14 protein-coding genes are annotated in these 16292 nt (G+C 57.4%); all 14 read right to left on the bottom strand.

The features are described 5' to 3' along the window. Nucleotide 1: 1 nt before the first annotated feature. The gene (gene fliE / locus FBX99_RS09865; RefSeq protein WP_041020343.1) at nucleotides 2-328 is read right to left on the bottom strand and encodes a flagellar hook-basal body complex protein FliE; all 327 of its coding nucleotides are present in this window, start codon (nucleotides 326-328) and stop codon (nucleotides 2-4) included. Between the two features lie 226 nt (nucleotides 329-554). Next, nucleotides 555-1934, bottom strand: a complete 1380-nt coding sequence (locus FBX99_RS09860) for a sigma-54 dependent transcriptional regulator (protein WP_144928259.1) — start codon at nucleotides 1932-1934, stop codon at nucleotides 555-557. Nucleotides 1935-1939: 5 nt separating this feature from the next. Then, complete coding sequence (locus tag FBX99_RS09855; RefSeq protein WP_178111894.1) at nucleotides 1940-3130, bottom strand: PAS domain-containing sensor histidine kinase; 1191 nt, start codon at nucleotides 3128-3130, stop codon at nucleotides 1940-1942. 189 nt (nucleotides 3131-3319) lie between these two features. After that, nucleotides 3320-4795, bottom strand: a complete 1476-nt coding sequence (locus tag FBX99_RS09850) for a sigma-54 dependent transcriptional regulator (protein WP_047701651.1) — start codon at nucleotides 4793-4795, stop codon at nucleotides 3320-3322. A gap of 169 nt (nucleotides 4796-4964) precedes the next feature. Then, on the bottom strand, nucleotides 4965-5261 hold the full coding sequence (locus FBX99_RS09845) for a flagellar protein FliT (protein ID WP_144928264.1): 297 nt from the start codon (nucleotides 5259-5261) through the stop codon (nucleotides 4965-4967). 12 nt (nucleotides 5262-5273) lie between these two features. Beyond that, nucleotides 5274-5669 carry a flagellar export chaperone FliS gene (gene fliS, locus FBX99_RS09840; protein WP_144928266.1) on the bottom strand — a complete coding sequence of 132 codons (396 nt, stop codon included), beginning with the start codon at nucleotides 5667-5669 and terminating at the stop codon, nucleotides 5274-5276. A gap of 131 nt (nucleotides 5670-5800) precedes the next feature. Continuing rightward, entirely contained in the window at nucleotides 5801-7231 is a 1431-nt protein-coding gene (gene fliD, locus FBX99_RS09835; RefSeq protein ID WP_144928268.1) for a flagellar filament capping protein FliD, read from the bottom strand. A gap of 82 nt (nucleotides 7232-7313) precedes the next feature. Beyond that, nucleotides 7314-7679, bottom strand: coding sequence for a flagellar protein FlaG (locus FBX99_RS09830; RefSeq protein WP_145131366.1), 366 nt, complete (start codon nucleotides 7677-7679; stop codon nucleotides 7314-7316). A gap of 72 nt (nucleotides 7680-7751) precedes the next feature. Beyond that, entirely contained in the window at nucleotides 7752-8600 is an 849-nt protein-coding gene (locus FBX99_RS09825; protein WP_144928270.1) for a flagellin domain-containing protein, read from the bottom strand. A gap of 332 nt (nucleotides 8601-8932) precedes the next feature. Beyond that, complete coding sequence (locus FBX99_RS09815; RefSeq protein WP_178111886.1) at nucleotides 8933-9859, bottom strand: ketoacyl-ACP synthase III; 927 nt, start codon at nucleotides 9857-9859, stop codon at nucleotides 8933-8935. A gap of 233 nt (nucleotides 9860-10092) precedes the next feature. Further along, nucleotides 10093-13575, bottom strand: a complete 3483-nt coding sequence (locus FBX99_RS09810) for a glycosyltransferase (protein WP_256664041.1) — start codon at nucleotides 13573-13575, stop codon at nucleotides 10093-10095. A 64-nt stretch (nucleotides 13576-13639) separates the two neighbouring features. Next, complete coding sequence (locus tag FBX99_RS09805) at nucleotides 13640-14656, bottom strand: NAD(P)-dependent oxidoreductase (protein ID WP_145131360.1); 1017 nt, start codon at nucleotides 14654-14656, stop codon at nucleotides 13640-13642. 33 nt (nucleotides 14657-14689) lie between these two features. Beyond that, the gene (locus tag FBX99_RS09800) at nucleotides 14690-15607 is read right to left on the bottom strand and encodes a nucleoside-diphosphate sugar epimerase/dehydratase (RefSeq protein ID WP_218570867.1); all 918 of its coding nucleotides are present in this window, start codon (nucleotides 15605-15607) and stop codon (nucleotides 14690-14692) included. A gap of 3 nt (nucleotides 15608-15610) precedes the next feature. Then, nucleotides 15611-16252, bottom strand: coding sequence for a bifunctional 2-polyprenyl-6-hydroxyphenol methylase/3-demethylubiquinol 3-O-methyltransferase UbiG (locus FBX99_RS09795; protein ID WP_145131358.1), 642 nt, complete (start codon nucleotides 16250-16252; stop codon nucleotides 15611-15613). Nucleotides 16253-16292: the final 40 nt, after the last annotated feature.

Genomic DNA, 16292 nt, shown 5'->3' with positions numbered 1-16292 from the left:
CTTAGACCGGCATCTGCATGATGTCTTGATAGGCCTGGACCAGTTTGTTGCGAACCTGGGTCAGCGCCTGGAACGAGACAGTGGCTTTCTGCGAAGAAATCATTACGTCGGTCAGGTCGACACCACTTTTGCCAATTTCAAAGGCACTGGCTAATTGGTTCGACGCCTGCTGGGTATCGTTCACTTTATTGACGGCCTGGCCAAGCATGTCGGAAAAACTGCTGCCGCCCACCTGGGGGACCGCGACCGATTTTGGCTGCGACATGGCGTCCATCTGCATGGCCCGCATGTCCAGCATCAACCGATTAAATTCAATACCTTGGCTCATGGTCTATTCTCTCTGGCGGCCCGCGTTTTTTTGACGCTTACTCGATGGGTACACAGGTGTTAGCAACAAGGGTGCCAGCTCCATGGCGACGTTAAACAAATGCACACACGGATTCTTGTGGGAGCGGGCTTGCTCGCGAAGGCGGGGGTTCAGACGACGCAATATCGACTGACAGGCCGCTTTCGCGAACAAGCCCGCCCCCACAAGGATTTCCGGTTCAAACAACTCAACTGGCGAACAGATACGCCTCGACATCCATCCCCGCGTCACGCATCTGTGCCAGCTTGTAGCGCAGGGTGCGCGGGCTGATACCCAGGCGTTCGGCCGCCTCCTTGCGACGGCCGCGCTCGGCGCGCAGGGTGTCGATGATCATCTGGAATTCGCGTCGACGCAGGTCGTCTTCCAGCCCGCCGGCCGACTCGCTTTCCACCTCGACCCTCGGCGGGACCGGCACCAGCGTCGGCAGTGGCGCGCAGGCCACGGGGCCCGCCAGGCAGAAGTCCTCCGGCTGGATCAAACCACCCTGCTGCAGGATCAATGCACGCTGAATGGCGTTATCCAGCTCCCGCACGTTTCCGGGCCAGGGATAGGCAATCAGACAGGCCTTCGCCTCGGGCGACAGCCTTGCCGCCGCATGCTTCATTTTATTGACGTGCCGGGCCAGCAGACGCTCGGCCAGTGGCAGGATATCGGCAGTGCGCTCACGTAATGGACGCCAGGCGAGAGGGAATACCGACAGGCGGTAGTAAAGGTCCTCGCGAAAACGGCCTGCCGCCACCTCGCCGGCCAGATCCCGGTTGGTGGTCGCCACCACGCGAATATCCAGGCTGATGGGCTTGCGCCCGCCCACCCGCTCCACTTCCCGTTCCTGCAAGACCCGCAACAACTTGGCTTGCAGGCCCAAGGGCATTTCGGAAATTTCATCGAGCAGGATGGTGCCGCCGTCGGCCTGCTCGAACTTACCCGCCTGGGCCGCAATGGCACCGGTAAACGAGCCTTTTTCGTGACCGAACAGCGTCGCCTCGAGCATGTTGTCGGGAATCGCCGCGCAGTTGATGGCAATGAACGGTTCATTGGCGCGACGGGATTGCTGGTGGATGTAGCGCGCCAGCACTTCCTTGCCGGTGCCCGATTCACCGGAAATCAACACCGTGGAATCGCTGCGCGCCACCCGTGCGGCCAATTCGAGCAATTGGGCGCTGGCCGGTTCGAGCGCCACCGGCCCCTCCCCCTCGACCGCAGGAACGCCCAGTGCATGGCGGGCCACCAGATCGAGCAGCGCCTTGGGCTCGAACGGCTTGACCAGGTAATCCGCAGCGCCCTGGCGCATGGCGTCCACCGCTCGCTCGACCGCCCCATGGGCCGTCATCAGCAAGACCGGCAACTGCGGTTGGCGCGCACGCAACAGCCCCAGCAATTGATGGCCGTCCATGCCGGGCATGTTCACATCGCTGACCACCAGGCTGAAGGTTTCCTGGCCCACGGCCAGCAGTGCATCCTCCGCCGAACCGACCGCCGTGTAATCGTGCCCGGCCAACACCAGTGTATCGGCCAACGCTTCGCGCAGGGCCCGGTCATCCTCAACCAGCAACACCTTGATCGCCATCGACTTCACTCCACCTCCGGCGCGCCGGAAAACAGCGGCAGGAACACCATTGCACAGGTGCCACGCCCCAGCCTTGAACGCAGTTGCAATTCTCCCTGATGAGCGCGGGCCACAGCCTTGACCACGGTCAGGCCGAGCCCGGTCCCGGTAGTCTTGGTGGTAAAGAACGGCTCGCCGAGACGCGCCAGCACTGCCGGCTCGATCCCGCCGCCATTGTCGCTGACACACAGGCGCAAGGTGTTGTCTCGGCTATACAGGTGAACCTTCAGTCGCACATCTTCGCCACTGGCCTGGATGGCATTCTCGATGAGGTTCAACACCGCCCCCACCAAGGTGTCGCGGTTGCAGAGGACTTCCCCGGCATGGCTGTCGCACTGCCAACGGATTGGCAGACCCTGCACATGAGTCAATGCCGCGGCCTGCAGGGATTGCAACAGGGCTTTCGGGGTGACCCGGTCAGTCAATGGCAGCTCGCCACGGGCGAACACCAGCATGTCCCGCACTTGATGCTCGAGCTCATGCAGGCGCTCTTTCAGACGCCCGGCGAAACGCTGCTGGGTTTCCATTGGCAACTGTTGCTCGGTCAAGTGACTGGCGTACAGCAACGCGGCGGACAGCGGCGTGCGGATCTGGTGAGCCAGGGATGCCACCATGCGTCCCAGGGACGACAGGCGTTCATGGCGGGCCAACTGGTCTTGCAGGTGACGGGTTTCAGTCAGGTCGTTGAGCAGCACCAACTGGCCGGGTTCGGCGTCCAGCGAACGCGTCGAGATAGACAGGCGCCTGCCGTCCTTGAGAGACACTTCATGACCGTCGTCCTCACGGGGGGCGAAGCAACGCGCAATGACGTGTCGCCACAGCTCGCCCTCGAGCGGCAACCCGAGCAGCTCGCAGGCCGCCGGGTTGGCTTCGCGAACGAAACCATGGGCGTCGATGACAATGACGCCACCAGGCAACAGGTCGAGCAGGTTCTGTAGCCGGTTGGCCAAGCGCTCTTTTTCCGCCAACTCCTGCATGCGCTGAGCGCTGACCACCGCCAGCTCGCCCTTGAGCTCAGTGACCCGGGCTTCGAGCAGGCTGTAGGAATCGGTCAACTGGCTGGACATCTGGTTGAACAGCGAAAACGCCTGCTCGAGCCCAGGGCGACTTGCCTTCTCGGCGGACGGCATGAGCCCCGACTCAGGGACAGGAGACATCTGGACGTGGGCGGCTTGGCTCATCGAACTCTCTCGCTTGGCTGACCGTCAGTTAAACGATCTGTTGAGAGAGCTTTAGCAATAGCCGTGCCGGAAGGTGGTAAACATGAATCGAGCTGTCGCGGGGGACTTTGTGGCGAGGGAATTTATCCCCTCGCCACAAAAAATCAGGCGGTCATGAGACAGGCGTCAATCATCCGCCTGTTCATCGCCTTCACGACGACTCATACCGTACTTGCGCATCTTCTCCACCAGGGTGGTGCGACGGATGCGCAGGCGTTCCGCTGCGCGAGCCACGATACCGTTGGCGTCGTCCAGGGCCTGCTGGATAAGACCCTGCTCCAGGCCACCCAGGTAATCCTTGAGATCAAGGCCTTCCGGCGGCAGCAAGGCACTGCTGGTGAAGTCCGGTGTGTGGCCGTTGATCGCCACGCGCTCTTCCAGATCGCTACGCAGGGTATCGACCATTTGCTCGTCTTCGTCGTCGACGTAGCGGAATTTCTTCGGCAGTTCAGCCACACCGATCACACCATAGGGGTGCATGATCGCCATGCGCTCCACCAGGTTGGCCAATTCACGGACGTTGCCCGGCCAGCCATGACGGCACAGGGACATGATCGCCGCCGAATTGAAGCGGATCGAACCGCGCTTTTCGTGCTCCATGCGCGAAATCAGCTCGTTCATCAGCAGCGGAATGTCCTCGACGCGCTCACGCAGCGGAGCCATCTCGATCGGGAACACGTTGAGGCGGTAGTAGAGGTCTTCGCGGAAACTGCCGACCTCGATCATGCTCTCGAGGTTCTTGTGGGTCGCGGCGATGATCCGCACGTCGACGCTCTGGGTCTTGTTGCTGCCCACGCGTTCGAAGGTACGTTCCTGCAGGACCCGCAGCAGCTTGACCTGCATCGGCAACGGCATGTCACCGATTTCGTCAAGAAACAGCGTGCCACCGTTGGCCAGCTCGAAACGCCCGGCCCGGCTGGTGATCGCGCCGGTAAAGGCGCCCTTCTCATGGCCGAACAGCTCGCTTTCCAGCAACTCGGCCGGAATCGCACCGCAGTTCACCGGCACGAATGGCGCTTCGCGACGCTTGGAGTGATAGTGCAGGTTGCGCGCAACCACTTCCTTGCCGGTGCCCGACTCACCCAGGATCAGCACACTGGCGTCCGTATCGGCGACCTGCTGCATCATCTGGCGTACGTGCTGGATCGCCCGGCTGGTGCCGACGAGGCTACGGAAAAGGTTGGGTTCGCGATGCCTGCCGCGCTCACGGGCCTGATCGTACATCTCGCGGTAAACCTGGGCGCGATGCAGCGAATCGAGCAATTTGCTGTAGCTGGGCGGCATTTCGAGCGTGGAAAGCACTCGGCGACGCTGGTCTTCAGGCAAGTCAAGGGAAGAATTTTCGCCCATTAACAAAACCGGAAGGAACTCATCCCAGGTTGAGAGTGTCTTTAGCAAGCCCAAAAGAGTTGCGGGGGCATTTACGGTCCCGATAAGGACACAAATGACTTCACGACTGGAAGCCAGCGAGCCGACAGCCTGCTGCCAGTCATGGCTTCCGCAAGGTAAATTTTCTTCGCCAAGAAAATTTAAAATCACCGCCAGGTCACGGCGGCGGACGCTGTCGTCATCGATCAGGAGAATTTTGGTTTCACGCCACATGCAATAGCAACTTCCCTAGTCAACTCAGTGCCCGAAATTAGGGGGCAAGCTAGACGCTTGCAGACTTGTCATGCCTGTAGACGCCTGAAATCTGTAAACAGCTACTAGTTAAGTCAAAAAACGGTGCACAGTCAAATTTATGGCGCACTTTGTTCGGATTAACTGAGCATTAACCGAACAGATGGTATACCTTTGCGGCGTTTTGCGCTTGATGGACTTGCGACATCTCGTCGACTATCGCCTGGCGCTCCCCAGTCGCCGCTTCCAGCAACTGCTTGTAGACCCCCAGCAGCTCCTCAAGATTATTGCGCAACGCCGCCTCGTCCAGCTCTGACTCCCTCAGGACGTCTTCCATGCAGGAACGGCACGTCATGTCCAATTGACCGATCGCCTCCCAGTTACGCTCTGCCAGGGCATCGACCAACGCATCACGGGTTTGTTCTATTCGCTGCAAGACAAGACTCATGGGGAGTACTCCTTAGAATTGCGGACCAGGCGCGGCGATGCCATCCCAGCCTTCTTTGACCGTGCGCAGCAGACCGGCGACTTCGTCAAGGATCTTCGGGTCGGTCTGGATATTCGCATCGGTCAAACGCTTGATCATGTAGGCATACAGGTTATCCAGCTCGGCCACCGACTCCGCCTGGTTCTCCATGTCCAGCCCCTCGCGCAGGCCACCAATGATGCCGATGGCCTTGCTGATCAGAATACCCTTGTTGGCGATGTCCTTGCGCTCCATCGCGCCCCTTGCCTGGGCGATACGATCCAGCCCGCCTTCCATCAACATTTGTACCAGACGATGGGGACTTGCTTCAGAGGTTTGCGCCTGGGCGCCAATTTTCTGGTATTGGCGAAGGGCTAACATCGGATTCATGTTCTACCTCATCAAAAAATCTTCGGTTCGTATAAACAGTTTATCGACGCCGCGTCAAAAAACTTTAGGTCGAAAAAGCCGAAAGCCCGGAGCGTCATGGACGCAACCGGGCTTTCTTGTGTCACTCGGAATCAGCTGTTCTTCTGCTGCGCCGAGATGGCCTCAAACATGGAGGTAATATTGCTGGCGGTGGCTTTCAGCTTGCCCACCAAGGCATCCATGTCGTTGTACTTCTTGGTCAATACGGCGGTCAGGGTTTCTACCCGGCGGTCAAGCGCGGCCTGATCGTTCGTCAAGCGGGTCTGGGTCTTGTTCAGCGCCGTGGTCCGCTGATCAAGGATCCCGCCGGTCTTCGTATAGGGGTCGATGGCATTGGTCATGCGCTCCAGCAAACCATTGGTGCCGGTAAACATCGTCTGGACTTCACCACTGAGCTTCTTGTCGTTCATCGCCGTGTTGAACTTGGTGGTGTTGAAGTCCAAGGCACCGGTCGTCTGATTGGTGGTGATACCCAACTGGGCCAGTACCGTAAGCTTGTCACCTGCCCCGGTTTCAGACAACGGACCCCGAATCGTTGCCAGGATAGAACGAGGCAGAGCGTCGCCGGTCATTTTTGCCGCAACGGTAGGGTTGCCATCAGCGTCGAGCGACGGCTTGGTCAGCGCAGTGATGTTGGTCGCGATTGCGTTATAGGCGTCGACGAATTTCTGGATCGAAGCTTTCAGACCGTCGTTATTGGGCGCGACGGTCACGGTTGAAGTGGCATTCGTTCCACCGGCAACCAGGTTCAAGGTCAATCCCGAAATTGCCTTGTCGACTGTGTTGCTCTTGCTGGTCAGCGCCATGCCGTCAATGGAGAACTTGGCATCGGTCGCGATGGCACCGATGGCTCCGGCCGAAGTCGCCGTCAAGGCAGCACCGCCCGCCCCCACGACATTGGTCCCGTCGATCTCCAGCCCGGCAATACCGCTGACCGAAATATCGGAGCCCGCACCGGTCGTGCTTGAACCCAGCACCAGGCGCGAACCGAAAGAGTCGGTCACGATGTTGGCGCTGATGCCCGCGGTCTTCAGCGATGTATCGGCGTTGATCGAGTCGCGAACCGATTGCAGGGTAGCCCCGCTTGCCACATTGAGATTGTAGTTGACCCCGTTCTGCGCGATGGTCAACGTGCCAGTGGGAATGGCACTGGTGGTACCGTCGGCGAAAGCCGCGCTGGTGACCTTGGACGACGTGGCGATGTTATCGACTTTGACGGTGTAGTTGCCGGCGACAGCCGTATTGCTGGCAGTGGCGGTAACATAGCTGGTTGCGGAAGATGTCGCAGCAAAACCGGCAAATTGCGGCGTGGTTGTGCTGGACAGAGACGTCATGGCGGCCTTGAAGGATGCCAGCAGGGACTTCAGGGTGCCTACCCCGGAAATGCTGTTGGTGTTGGCCGTCGTCGCGCGAGTAATCTGGCCTTGCTTGGCCGCCTTGTCAGAGTCCACGAGGACTTTGACGATGGCTGTTGTATCCAGGCCGGAGCCGAGACCCAAGCCAGGTAGAATTGGACTTGCCATGTGAAACTCCCTTCAGTATGTCGCCGGCCTTTTGACCACTACAACGCCCAAAAGAACATAGCAACAAAATTCGTGCCAGTTGTCAGGCTTCTGCGCTGAACAACAGGCTGTTTGCATCATTCAAACTGTTGGCCAGTTTCAGAACTTCTTCGTTCGGGATCTGGCGAATCACTTCACCTGAATCGCTGGCAATCACTTTGACTACTACTTTGCCTGAAGGCTCATCAATGGAAAACTCCAGGTTGCGCTTGACCGATTGAACGAACTTCTCGATCTCCTGGACAGCTTTCTTGAGTTTTTCCTGCTCGGCAGCAGCGTCTTTAGGGGCTTCCTTTACCGGCGCCACAACCAACGCGTCGGTTCGAGGCTTCTCCACTGGCTTGTCGACCACGGTGGGTGCCGGCTTCGCCGCTGGATAAGACAAGTTCAGCTTCACGCTCATATCCATGTCCATCACCTCTTGAACGGAAAAAGCGAGAGAGTACGCAAGCGCACTCCCCCGCTAAAACTCATCCGGCTATTACTGAAGCAGCTTCAGTACAGCGGATGGCAGTTGGTTGGCCTGGGCCAGAACCGAAGTGGAAGCCTGTTGCAGAGTCTGCTGCTTGGTCAGCTGGGCAGTTTCAGCAGCGAAGTCGGTGTCTTGTACACGACCCAGTGCAGCACTGGCGTTTTCGTTGATGTTGTTCAAGTTGGCGATGGTGCTGGTGAAACGGTTTTGTGCAGCACCGAGGTCAGCACGCGAGGAGTTGATCGTTGCCAGTGCAGCGTCGATTGCAACAACAGCAGCCGAGAAGTTGGTTTCAGCAATGGCACTGGTCGAACCGGCGATGGTGATTGCCGAACCGACGCCCAGGGTGTCAGCGTCGAAGCTGGCGCTCAGGGTCAAGGTGATCTGGTTCGAGGTGCCAGTGTTGGAGCCGACCTGGAAGGTCATGGTGCTGGCGGTACCGTCGAGCAGGTTCTTGCCGTTCAGGTTGGTGCTGTTGGCGATACGAGTCAGCTCGGCGCTCATCTGGGTGAACTCTTTGTTCAGAGCGTCACGGTCAGTCGAGCTGTTGCTGTCGTTGCGGGACTGGACGGCCAGTTCACGCATACGTTGCAGGATGTTGGTTTGTTCCTGCATCGCGCCTTCAGCGGTCTGAGCGATGGAGATACCGTCGTTGGCGTTTTTGATCGCCATGGTCTGACCACGGATCTGCGAGTTGATGCGGGTAGCGATCTGCAGGCCGGCGGCGTCGTCTTTGGCGCTGTTGATTTTCAGGCCGGAAGACAGACGGGTCATCGAGGTGGACAGCGCATCGGAAGCCTTGTTCAGGTTCTTCTGTACGCCCAAGGATGTGACGTTGGTGTTTACTGTTAAAGCCATGACGAATTCCTCGTTGGTTGGGTACTGCGGCTTCCGGCCTTGGCAACCGCCGGGTTGGCCTAGAGAACCTTCGTAATAGTTATCGTCGGCTTGGGAACTTGCTTGAGGGCTTTTTTCAAAAAATTTACTAGCAGGTGGCCACCCCTTGAAAAACAAGGGCTTAGCCCAGGGAAAAGGCCCAAAAAATGGCGCCTGAAATCTGCGCTGGTAAATTTCAGGCAAAAAAAGTGGGAGCGGGCTTGCTCACGAAAGCGGTGGATCAGCTTGTATATGTGCTGAATGTACCAACGCCTTCGCGGGCAAGCCCGCTCCCACATCACATCTCAGGTAATTCAGTCGCGATAGAGAATCGCTGAGCCCCACGACAGGCCAACACCGAAACCGCTGATAGCCACACGCTTCCAGCTGGCATCCAGGGCATGTTTTTCCAGCAGTAGAGGAATACTCGAGGACACAGTATTTCCGGTCTCCACCATGTCCTTGATGAATTTCTCAGGTTTGTCTTCAAAACGTCGCGCCACGGCATCGACAATCGCCGCGCTGCCCTGGTGGATGCAGAACGCGTCGATGTCATCGGGCTGCAGTGACGATTCGCTCAGCAATTCGTGCAAGTGGGCCGGCACTTTCAACAAGGCAAAGTTGAACACCTGGCGTCCGTTCATGAAAAACACACCATCACTGACCTTCAGGTGCGGCGCACCGGAACCGTCAGTGCCGAACTTGGCCTTGCCCAATTGCCAGATTGCCCTCTCGCCCATCCAGGTTGCAGTGGCGGCATCACCAAACAACATGGTGGTGTTGCGATCTTCCGGGTCGACGATCTTCGAATAGGGATCAGCCGTCACCAGTAGGCCATTCTTCAGCCCTGCCGCCTCCATGAAGCCTTTCAAGGCATAAATGCCGTACACATACCCCGAGCAACCCAGGGAGATGTCGAACGCCGCGACATGGGTCGGCAGGCCCAGCTTGTCCTGCACGATGGCGGCGGTATGAGGCAACCCTTCCTCGTCACCGTTCTGAGTGACGACGATCAGCGCATCGATCGATTCGCGCTTGAGTTCGGGATTGCTGGCAAACAACGCATTCACCGCTTCAACACACAGATCCGAGGTTTCCTGGTCGGCGCTTTTGCGCGGCAGGAACGCCGAACCGATCTTTCCTAGGATGAATTCTTCATCCTTCTCGAACTTGGCACCCTGAGCGTAGTTATCCACACCAGCGGTCGGCACGTAACTCGCTATGCTTTTTATGCCAATCATCATGGCTTCCCGATCATAAATAGCTACTGAATATGTACCCCAAAACGCGGCGGGGGTGCGTCATAACGATTGAACCGCGGAGCTGAACACGACATTCGATGAGCTGAACGCGCCTTCAGTCCGGGGAACACAATACATTGAAGATGCACTTTATGACCTATGCGTCACGCCGTTTTCCGTTCGAAAACGATTTTACCCTGGGATAGTCACGCAATAATTTCATGTTTTCACATTCAATCAGGCAGCCAGATATCCCGCAAAGCCAACAATACGGAGCCTGCAAGCGTCCAGCTACGGCCCACACGTTCACGCAGGGCATCTCCTACCTGTGCCGCAGCGTCAAGATCATTCAAAAAAGCCCGGATTCCATCCATCCACGCCTGATAGGTATTGGTCACGCGCATGACCGGTAAATCGATGCGGTACGCCTCAAGATCGCTGCAGATGACCGGATAGCCACAAGCGCCATACTCCAACAACCGTAGAGGGGTCTTGTAGCGACTGGATGGTCCATCATCCAAAGGCGCCAATGCCAGATCCAGGTTCAGTGACGCCAACTTCTTAGGATAGGAGGCGATGTCGGCATTGCCATGGCACTCATGGACGAAGGGACGCAGATGATCCGGGCAAGGACCGAAAACCACCCATTGCACTTCGTTGGCGAGGTCCTTGATTACGTTGGCAAGCATATCAAGCTCGCCGGCATCTCCCACGCCACCCGCCCAACCGACTCGAGGCCGCTCCGCGTACCGACGCTTGCTATCCACGCTGCCCCAGTCTTCCGGCGAAAGATGAGGGCCGCGGACCCGGATATCGGGATGAAGCCTTTCGAAGGTCTGCGCCATTGCTTCACTGTTCACCACCAACCTATCCATACAGGACAGACCTTGGCTCAACGTTACAAGCGCCTGTTCGGAAGATGGGAATTCACTCAGATCGTAGACCTTGAATGCCCGGGAAAACGCCCTCATGTGCTGCATCGTTTCCAAGACGCTATCGCTGACCGGCTGTGCGAGCACGATTGCATCCGCCGCGTAGCGCTCCAGCTCCACTGCCGAAAACAAAGTGGGCGACAAACGACCGTCAATCAATCCGGCGTCACGCAGCGCGTTGAAGGTCTGAATGACCCGACGCCCACTATTGTCACCTTGTGTATGGGGATGAGCCAAGACCGTCGGCAAAGCCTTGCAAGCCGCCAGGGGACGCCATGACAACTTCGAATCCGCTAGGTTGAACGCCGCACCGGCAGCAAGGGAAAAATTGGTGTTATAAGCGGGATCCCGAGCCAGCTGGGGCAACCACCGCTCATATAAGCGGTATCGTTGCTCCGGCGAGGCTTCAGGGCTTTCAACCTCGCTTATCAACAACTGCGCTCGCGGCGTCCACACGTTTAGATAGCCGGCTTGCTGGGCTTTCAGACAAAGATCCACATCCGCCCATGGCGCGAGCTCTTCATCGAAACCTCCTAGAGCCAGGAACAACTCCTGGCGCAGCATCAGGCACTGGCCGCTCACGGCGCTATAGTTCTGATCCACCTGGCCGCGCAGCATATAACCTGCAGTGTCGGCGCTTTGCCCCAGCAACGGCCTGCCCACGGCCCCAGCCATGCCCAATACCAACCCGGCATGCCGTAGCTTACCGTCTGCATCAATCAACTTCGCTCCGACACATCCCACTTCAGGACGCATGGCATGGTTGAGTAACTGTTGCAGCCATTCCTGTTCAATGGCAGCAGTGGCACAGTCGAGAAACAAAAGGACGTCGCCTCTCGCTTCGGTGGCGCCCAGGTTGCGAATGGCTTCGGCCGACGCATGGGATGAGAACCGCAGGACCCGGATATGATCGGCCCCCAACTGTTCAATACCTGACAACCAGTCGCACAGGGTCGGTTCTTCATTACCCCGGTCCAGCAACAACAGTTCGTAGCGACTGTGCAGTGTCTGTCCCAACAGGCTATCGAGACAGCGTTGTACGTGGGGCAGTTGACCATCGATCACGATTAGAATACTGACTGCCGGTATACCTGCATGGTTATAGTCCAGCGCATAACAGCCCGCCATTTGCGAATCGACCGTTGCCATCGGGAAACCCCGAGTGTGCAGGTGCTGTTCAATAACTGCCCGCTCTTGGGGACTATCCTGCAACGTCAAAAGGTCGCTGATCACCAAGGGTTCACTGATATGCCCCAACCCTTCTAGCCCGGCCGTTTCGATCAGGCGAAGAATGAACTCCAGCTCGAAGGCCTCCGGCCAATCAATCATGAAGCCGCCCATGCCTTGCCAGACATCACGACTGAATAGCCAATGCCCAGCCATGGTGGCAGGCAAGCTGAGCAGCAGATCGAGATTGAAATCCGGACGCAGCATCAAGTCCAGATTCCCGTTCGCCTGGCGCATGACTTCGTCGGCATAGACTGCCCGTACCGCAGGAGCATCGATCAGGTCCAGAGTGGCGGTCAAGAAGCCACTGGCGCTCAATTCGTCCCCGGTTTTGAGTACCATGAACCATTCGGCACTCGACTCGCAAAGCCGTTGATTGATGAGTTCCACGCCCTGAGCCCCCGGCGCAATCCGGAACGCTTCAAGATTGGTTCGCGAATCGACCCTGGTTACGTCAGGCGTCAGCACGGTCACGCGAATCGAGGCGTAGACATCATCAAGCGCCTTAATGCTGTCGAGCGTGCGATTCAACTCATCCAGCGCTCCCCCGTCATCAAGTACCAATAAGTCGAATGACGGCATGACTTTGCCGCTCAAACTGGCCTCGAGCACCTTTTTCTGCACATCGCTCAATACGCGGGAAGCCAGCCAACGACCACCTTCGCCGCCCTTGCTCTGTGCTTGCCAGGCGCGTCCTGCTTGTTGAGTCACGTCGATAAAATGGTCAAGCGCAGACCAGAATTTCGCCTGATGCTCAAGCTGAGTCTGGCGCAACAATGGCAGCGTCTGCCGGGCTCGCTCGATGGCCTCCGGGGTATTTCCCCAAGCCGTTCCATAGTTCTTATTCTCGAATTCAGACAGTTGGGCCTGCGCATACTGTCCCGGCAAAACGATACTGATGCACCCGCAAAGAGCCGCTTCGGCTGCCAGCCCCGAGCGCTCGGCAAGATAAAAATATTCACACTGTTGAAACAGGTCCGCCAATCCTTCCCAGGAATCAGGGAATTCCGGTGTGATCTCCGTCGCATCCGGCGGCAGCAATTCAGGATCGATTTTTGCCTGCGCCGCCCTCCCCTGGTAGTAACAGACCTTCCCGGGAATCCGTTTGGCTGGGTCGGCTGGAGGGCAAAAAATACTTAGGTCGATAGGTGGCAGATGGAGAATATTTTCCTCCGGCATACCAGGTTGCAGCAGTCCTCGCGAATAGGCGAACCGTAGGTCCCCCTCATCATAGATGCCGCTGCCGCCCAAATAGCCTGGCTGGTTGAGGAGGTAACGTACTACGACCCCTGCCCCGAGTGGATTGCCATCGACGATTTCCGGATATACCGCAATAGGTTCCAGGCCTTGAGACTTGTGCAACGCAATGACGTCGCTGCTCAGGTGAGGCGTCATCAGGTTCGGATTGAATACCCGGGCCGCGACATAGGCTTCGTAGCCAGAACGCTTGAGCGCATCGCACAACATGTGCATTACACGAATGCCAGCGGAACTGCGGCGATAATTCGGCGCGTAAATGTAATAGGGTTGCGGCCGCCGGGAGAACAATTTGCGCATCAAGATTAATGTCTCGTTGAATAGAGTGAGATAGCAAACTCGTTAGCGGGCACCGGATGTCGATTCATCGTTCCACACCCCGAGCCCAGTTCGCCATGCTGTCTATGGAGGCGTCCAAGGACGTCCAGACATCCAGGCCAAGCCCTCTGGCGCGACCGATGTCGGGGACGTAGAACGAGCGTCCTCCGCCTTCGGAACGCCCCAATATTGTCACCGGCTTGTGCGGCGCTATACGCGCCACTACTCGCTTGGCAAGGTCCGCAATGCTGATCGCTTCGTCGGAGCCCACGTTGTAGGCAACGCCTGGCTCTCCACGTACAAGCAGGGTCAGCAGCCAGGCTGCAAGATCAGCACCGTGCAGGTAGCTGCGTACGGCCTGACCATTGGAATTGAGCACAATTTCTTCTTCGTACAGCGCGTCGCGAACAAAGTTGCCGATGGCGAAATGTCCGTCCAGCGGTAACCCTGGCCCAGCAAAAGCGAAGCAGCGAGCCATCACCACTTTGATCCCATAGCATTGCGCATACAGTGCGCCCAGCGTTTCCTGTGCCCGTTTACCTTCGGCATAGGCACTGGCAGCCACATTGCTTGCACAGGCCCCGCTGTACGACTCACAGACTCCTACAGCAGAAGACAGGCTTCCATACTGGGCACCCGAGCCGGTTAGCAGCACTCGCGAGGAGGAATTGCGCGCGGCAAGATCGAAGACCCGTCGAGCACCATCGACGAGGGTGTTGAACAGTTCCAGTGGATGCGCGTTGGCCGTAGCAGAGGTATCCGCGGCAGCATGCAGAATCAGGTCCGGTACACGTCCGGGAAGGTCGACGAGATCACGGATATCGCCCGTGAACCAACTGATCCAGGTGCATTCGCGATATTCGGGATTCGCTGTCAGAAAGCGCGACGGATCACGCGAGGTGATCGTCACCGTGATTGCGGCACCCTGGCCATTGAGATAGCGCAACAATGCCAACAGCCAGCGGCCAAAGAACCCCGTCCCCCCGGTTAACAGAAGATGGGCTCCAGCCAGTTCATTCCGTAGGCTCAAACCGGCCAGAACCGATGACAGACCGTCGGGCATTCTGAATGCCCTGGGAGGGAGGGAAGCACGCATTCAGAAAACCGACCTCGAAGTCTCGCGGTAGTCAGGCTCCTGCATCGGATAGTCAGCCAGGGTGACATCACGTTTCGGCGCCTGCCAGTTGCCGTAAACGTATGTCAGGTAGCCAGGAACGTCATGTGGAGTAAGGAACTGCCTATCCAGGAAGCAGGTAGTATCTGCCGAGCGGAAATGAACCTCCGGGGCAATAAACTCAGGACCGGAAGATTTGGTCACGGATTTCCCGTCTTCAAAAATGCGCCGCATGAAACCCAGTTCAAACGGCACGATAAGGTCACTGTCCGCCGCGTTTTCGAAAGTCACGGATACGCCCGTAACGAAATCTCCTGACTTGAGAACGATGATCTCTATGCAAACACCCTCTCGATGCGGAAGAAGAGACTTGAGATCCGGCAGATGATCCAGCAGCAGGGGAAATTCGTCGTCATTGATGGAAAAATCGATGTCGTCATCCCACGGAATCAGGTCGCCGTCGCGTGTCGCCCCCAGAAGCGTGCCGAAATCCAACAGAATGGGGAGGCTGAACGTCTTTGCAAGCTCACCGACTCGTTGAATGGCCTCTACGGCAAGCGCCTTGGTGAAGTCGTGGGAAAACGGCTTGGCCCCACTATTGACTGCCAGCATGTTTTTCGGGGGAATGATGATTTTTTCCGCTGGAACACCCAGTTCCTGGAGTTGAGCGGTAATACTTTCCCACCAACCAGTGCTGATCACGACCAGATCATAATCCAGGCTATGCAAGGCGGACGGCAGGACGACCGGCACCGGGCCGACGAAGGTTCCTTCCTTGAGTGGGTCGTTGTCGGCGAATGCAACTACCTTCAACTCTGGAAACCGCGCAAACATTAGTCGCGCGACTCGCCCGGCGCCAAACAGAACCAAACGTTTTTCTTTTAGCTGTTCAGGCACCATGATTCACCCCTTTACCGCGACACAACGTCCGACCAGGGCGTCCTCATCGCGGTATTTTGCAAAGCCGCGACCTTGTATCTGGTAGGCAATGGAAAAACCCGCCCCCTGCAAGGTGTCGATCAGTGCGTCGTGATCGATGTAGCGACGGTAGTGTTGACCAAACCTTTTCGCGCCACTTTCATCTTCCTTGGTTCTGTACTCCAAGAACACCAGACTGCCTGGCGGCAGCGAATTTTCCAGCATGTCAAAGAATGATCTTTCTACTTCAGCGTCGATCGCATGCAAAAAGAAACGTGCATAGACTGCGACACGATGCTTGCCTTTCAGAAAATCCTGCAGATGTTCCGCACTGCCTTCGGCATGGCTCAATAAATATTGAACCTCTGGGCTTTTTGTACGCTGCCGGCATAAGGCAATGGCTTCCGAAGAGGCATCGAAGGCCAATACCTTGAAGCCATTGAGCGCGAAAAACTCACTATCACGCCCGTTACCGCAACCGAACTCAACGACTGCGTCCACGCCAATGAACTCACCCGCCGAGAACACTGAAAACTGGGAAGGCAATTGCGGTACCGTTTTATCCTGGCGGCTATAGAAGCCGTTCCAGTACTCCAAGCGATCAGCAAGAGTGGGATTAAAACTCATGGACGTACATCCCTTAAAAATTCTTTGTCATCAATCGCGA

This window comes from Pseudomonas sp. SJZ074, from assembly GCF_007828215.1.
In the GTDB taxonomy this organism is placed as follows: Bacteria; Pseudomonadota; Gammaproteobacteria; order Pseudomonadales; family Pseudomonadaceae; genus Aquipseudomonas.
This window is presented reverse-complemented; position numbering and strand designations above follow the sequence as displayed.

What these genes read in the sequence shown, in the direction of transcription:
- FBX99_RS09830 (WP_145131366.1), bottom strand. Translation starts at nt 7,679, where the DNA reads ATGGATATGAGCGTGAAGCTGAACTTGTCTTATCCAGCGGCGAAGCCG.
- FBX99_RS09815 (WP_178111886.1), bottom strand. Translation starts at nt 9,859, where the DNA reads ATGATTGGCATAAAAAGCATAGCGAGTTACGTGCCGACCGCTGGTGTG.
- FBX99_RS09855 (WP_178111894.1), bottom strand. Translation starts at nt 3,130, where the DNA reads ATGTCTCCTGTCCCTGAGTCGGGGCTCATGCCGTCCGCCGAGAAGGCA.
- FBX99_RS09795 (WP_145131358.1), bottom strand. Translation starts at nt 16,252, where the DNA reads ATGAGTTTTAATCCCACTCTTGCTGATCGCTTGGAGTACTGGAACGGC.
- FBX99_RS09850 (WP_047701651.1), bottom strand. Translation starts at nt 4,795, where the DNA reads ATGTGGCGTGAAACCAAAATTCTCCTGATCGATGACGACAGCGTCCGC.
- FBX99_RS09810 (WP_256664041.1), bottom strand. Translation starts at nt 13,575, where the DNA reads ATGCGCAAATTGTTCTCCCGGCGGCCGCAACCCTATTACATTTACGCG.
- FBX99_RS09800 (WP_218570867.1), bottom strand. Translation starts at nt 15,607, where the DNA reads ATGGTGCCTGAACAGCTAAAAGAAAAACGTTTGGTTCTGTTTGGCGCC.
- fliD (WP_144928268.1), bottom strand. Translation starts at nt 7,231, where the DNA reads ATGGCAAGTCCAATTCTACCTGGCTTGGGTCTCGGCTCCGGCCTGGAT.
- FBX99_RS09805 (WP_145131360.1), bottom strand. Translation starts at nt 14,656, where the DNA reads ATGCCCGACGGTCTGTCATCGGTTCTGGCCGGTTTGAGCCTACGGAAT.
- FBX99_RS09845 (WP_144928264.1), bottom strand. Translation starts at nt 5,261, where the DNA reads ATGAGTCTTGTCTTGCAGCGAATAGAACAAACCCGTGATGCGTTGGTC.
- fliE (WP_041020343.1), bottom strand. Translation starts at nt 328, where the DNA reads ATGAGCCAAGGTATTGAATTTAATCGGTTGATGCTGGACATGCGGGCC.
- FBX99_RS09860 (WP_144928259.1), bottom strand. Translation starts at nt 1,934, where the DNA reads ATGGCGATCAAGGTGTTGCTGGTTGAGGATGACCGGGCCCTGCGCGAA.
- fliS (WP_144928266.1), bottom strand. Translation starts at nt 5,669, where the DNA reads ATGAATCCGATGTTAGCCCTTCGCCAATACCAGAAAATTGGCGCCCAG.
- FBX99_RS09825 (WP_144928270.1), bottom strand. Translation starts at nt 8,600, where the DNA reads ATGGCTTTAACAGTAAACACCAACGTCACATCCTTGGGCGTACAGAAG.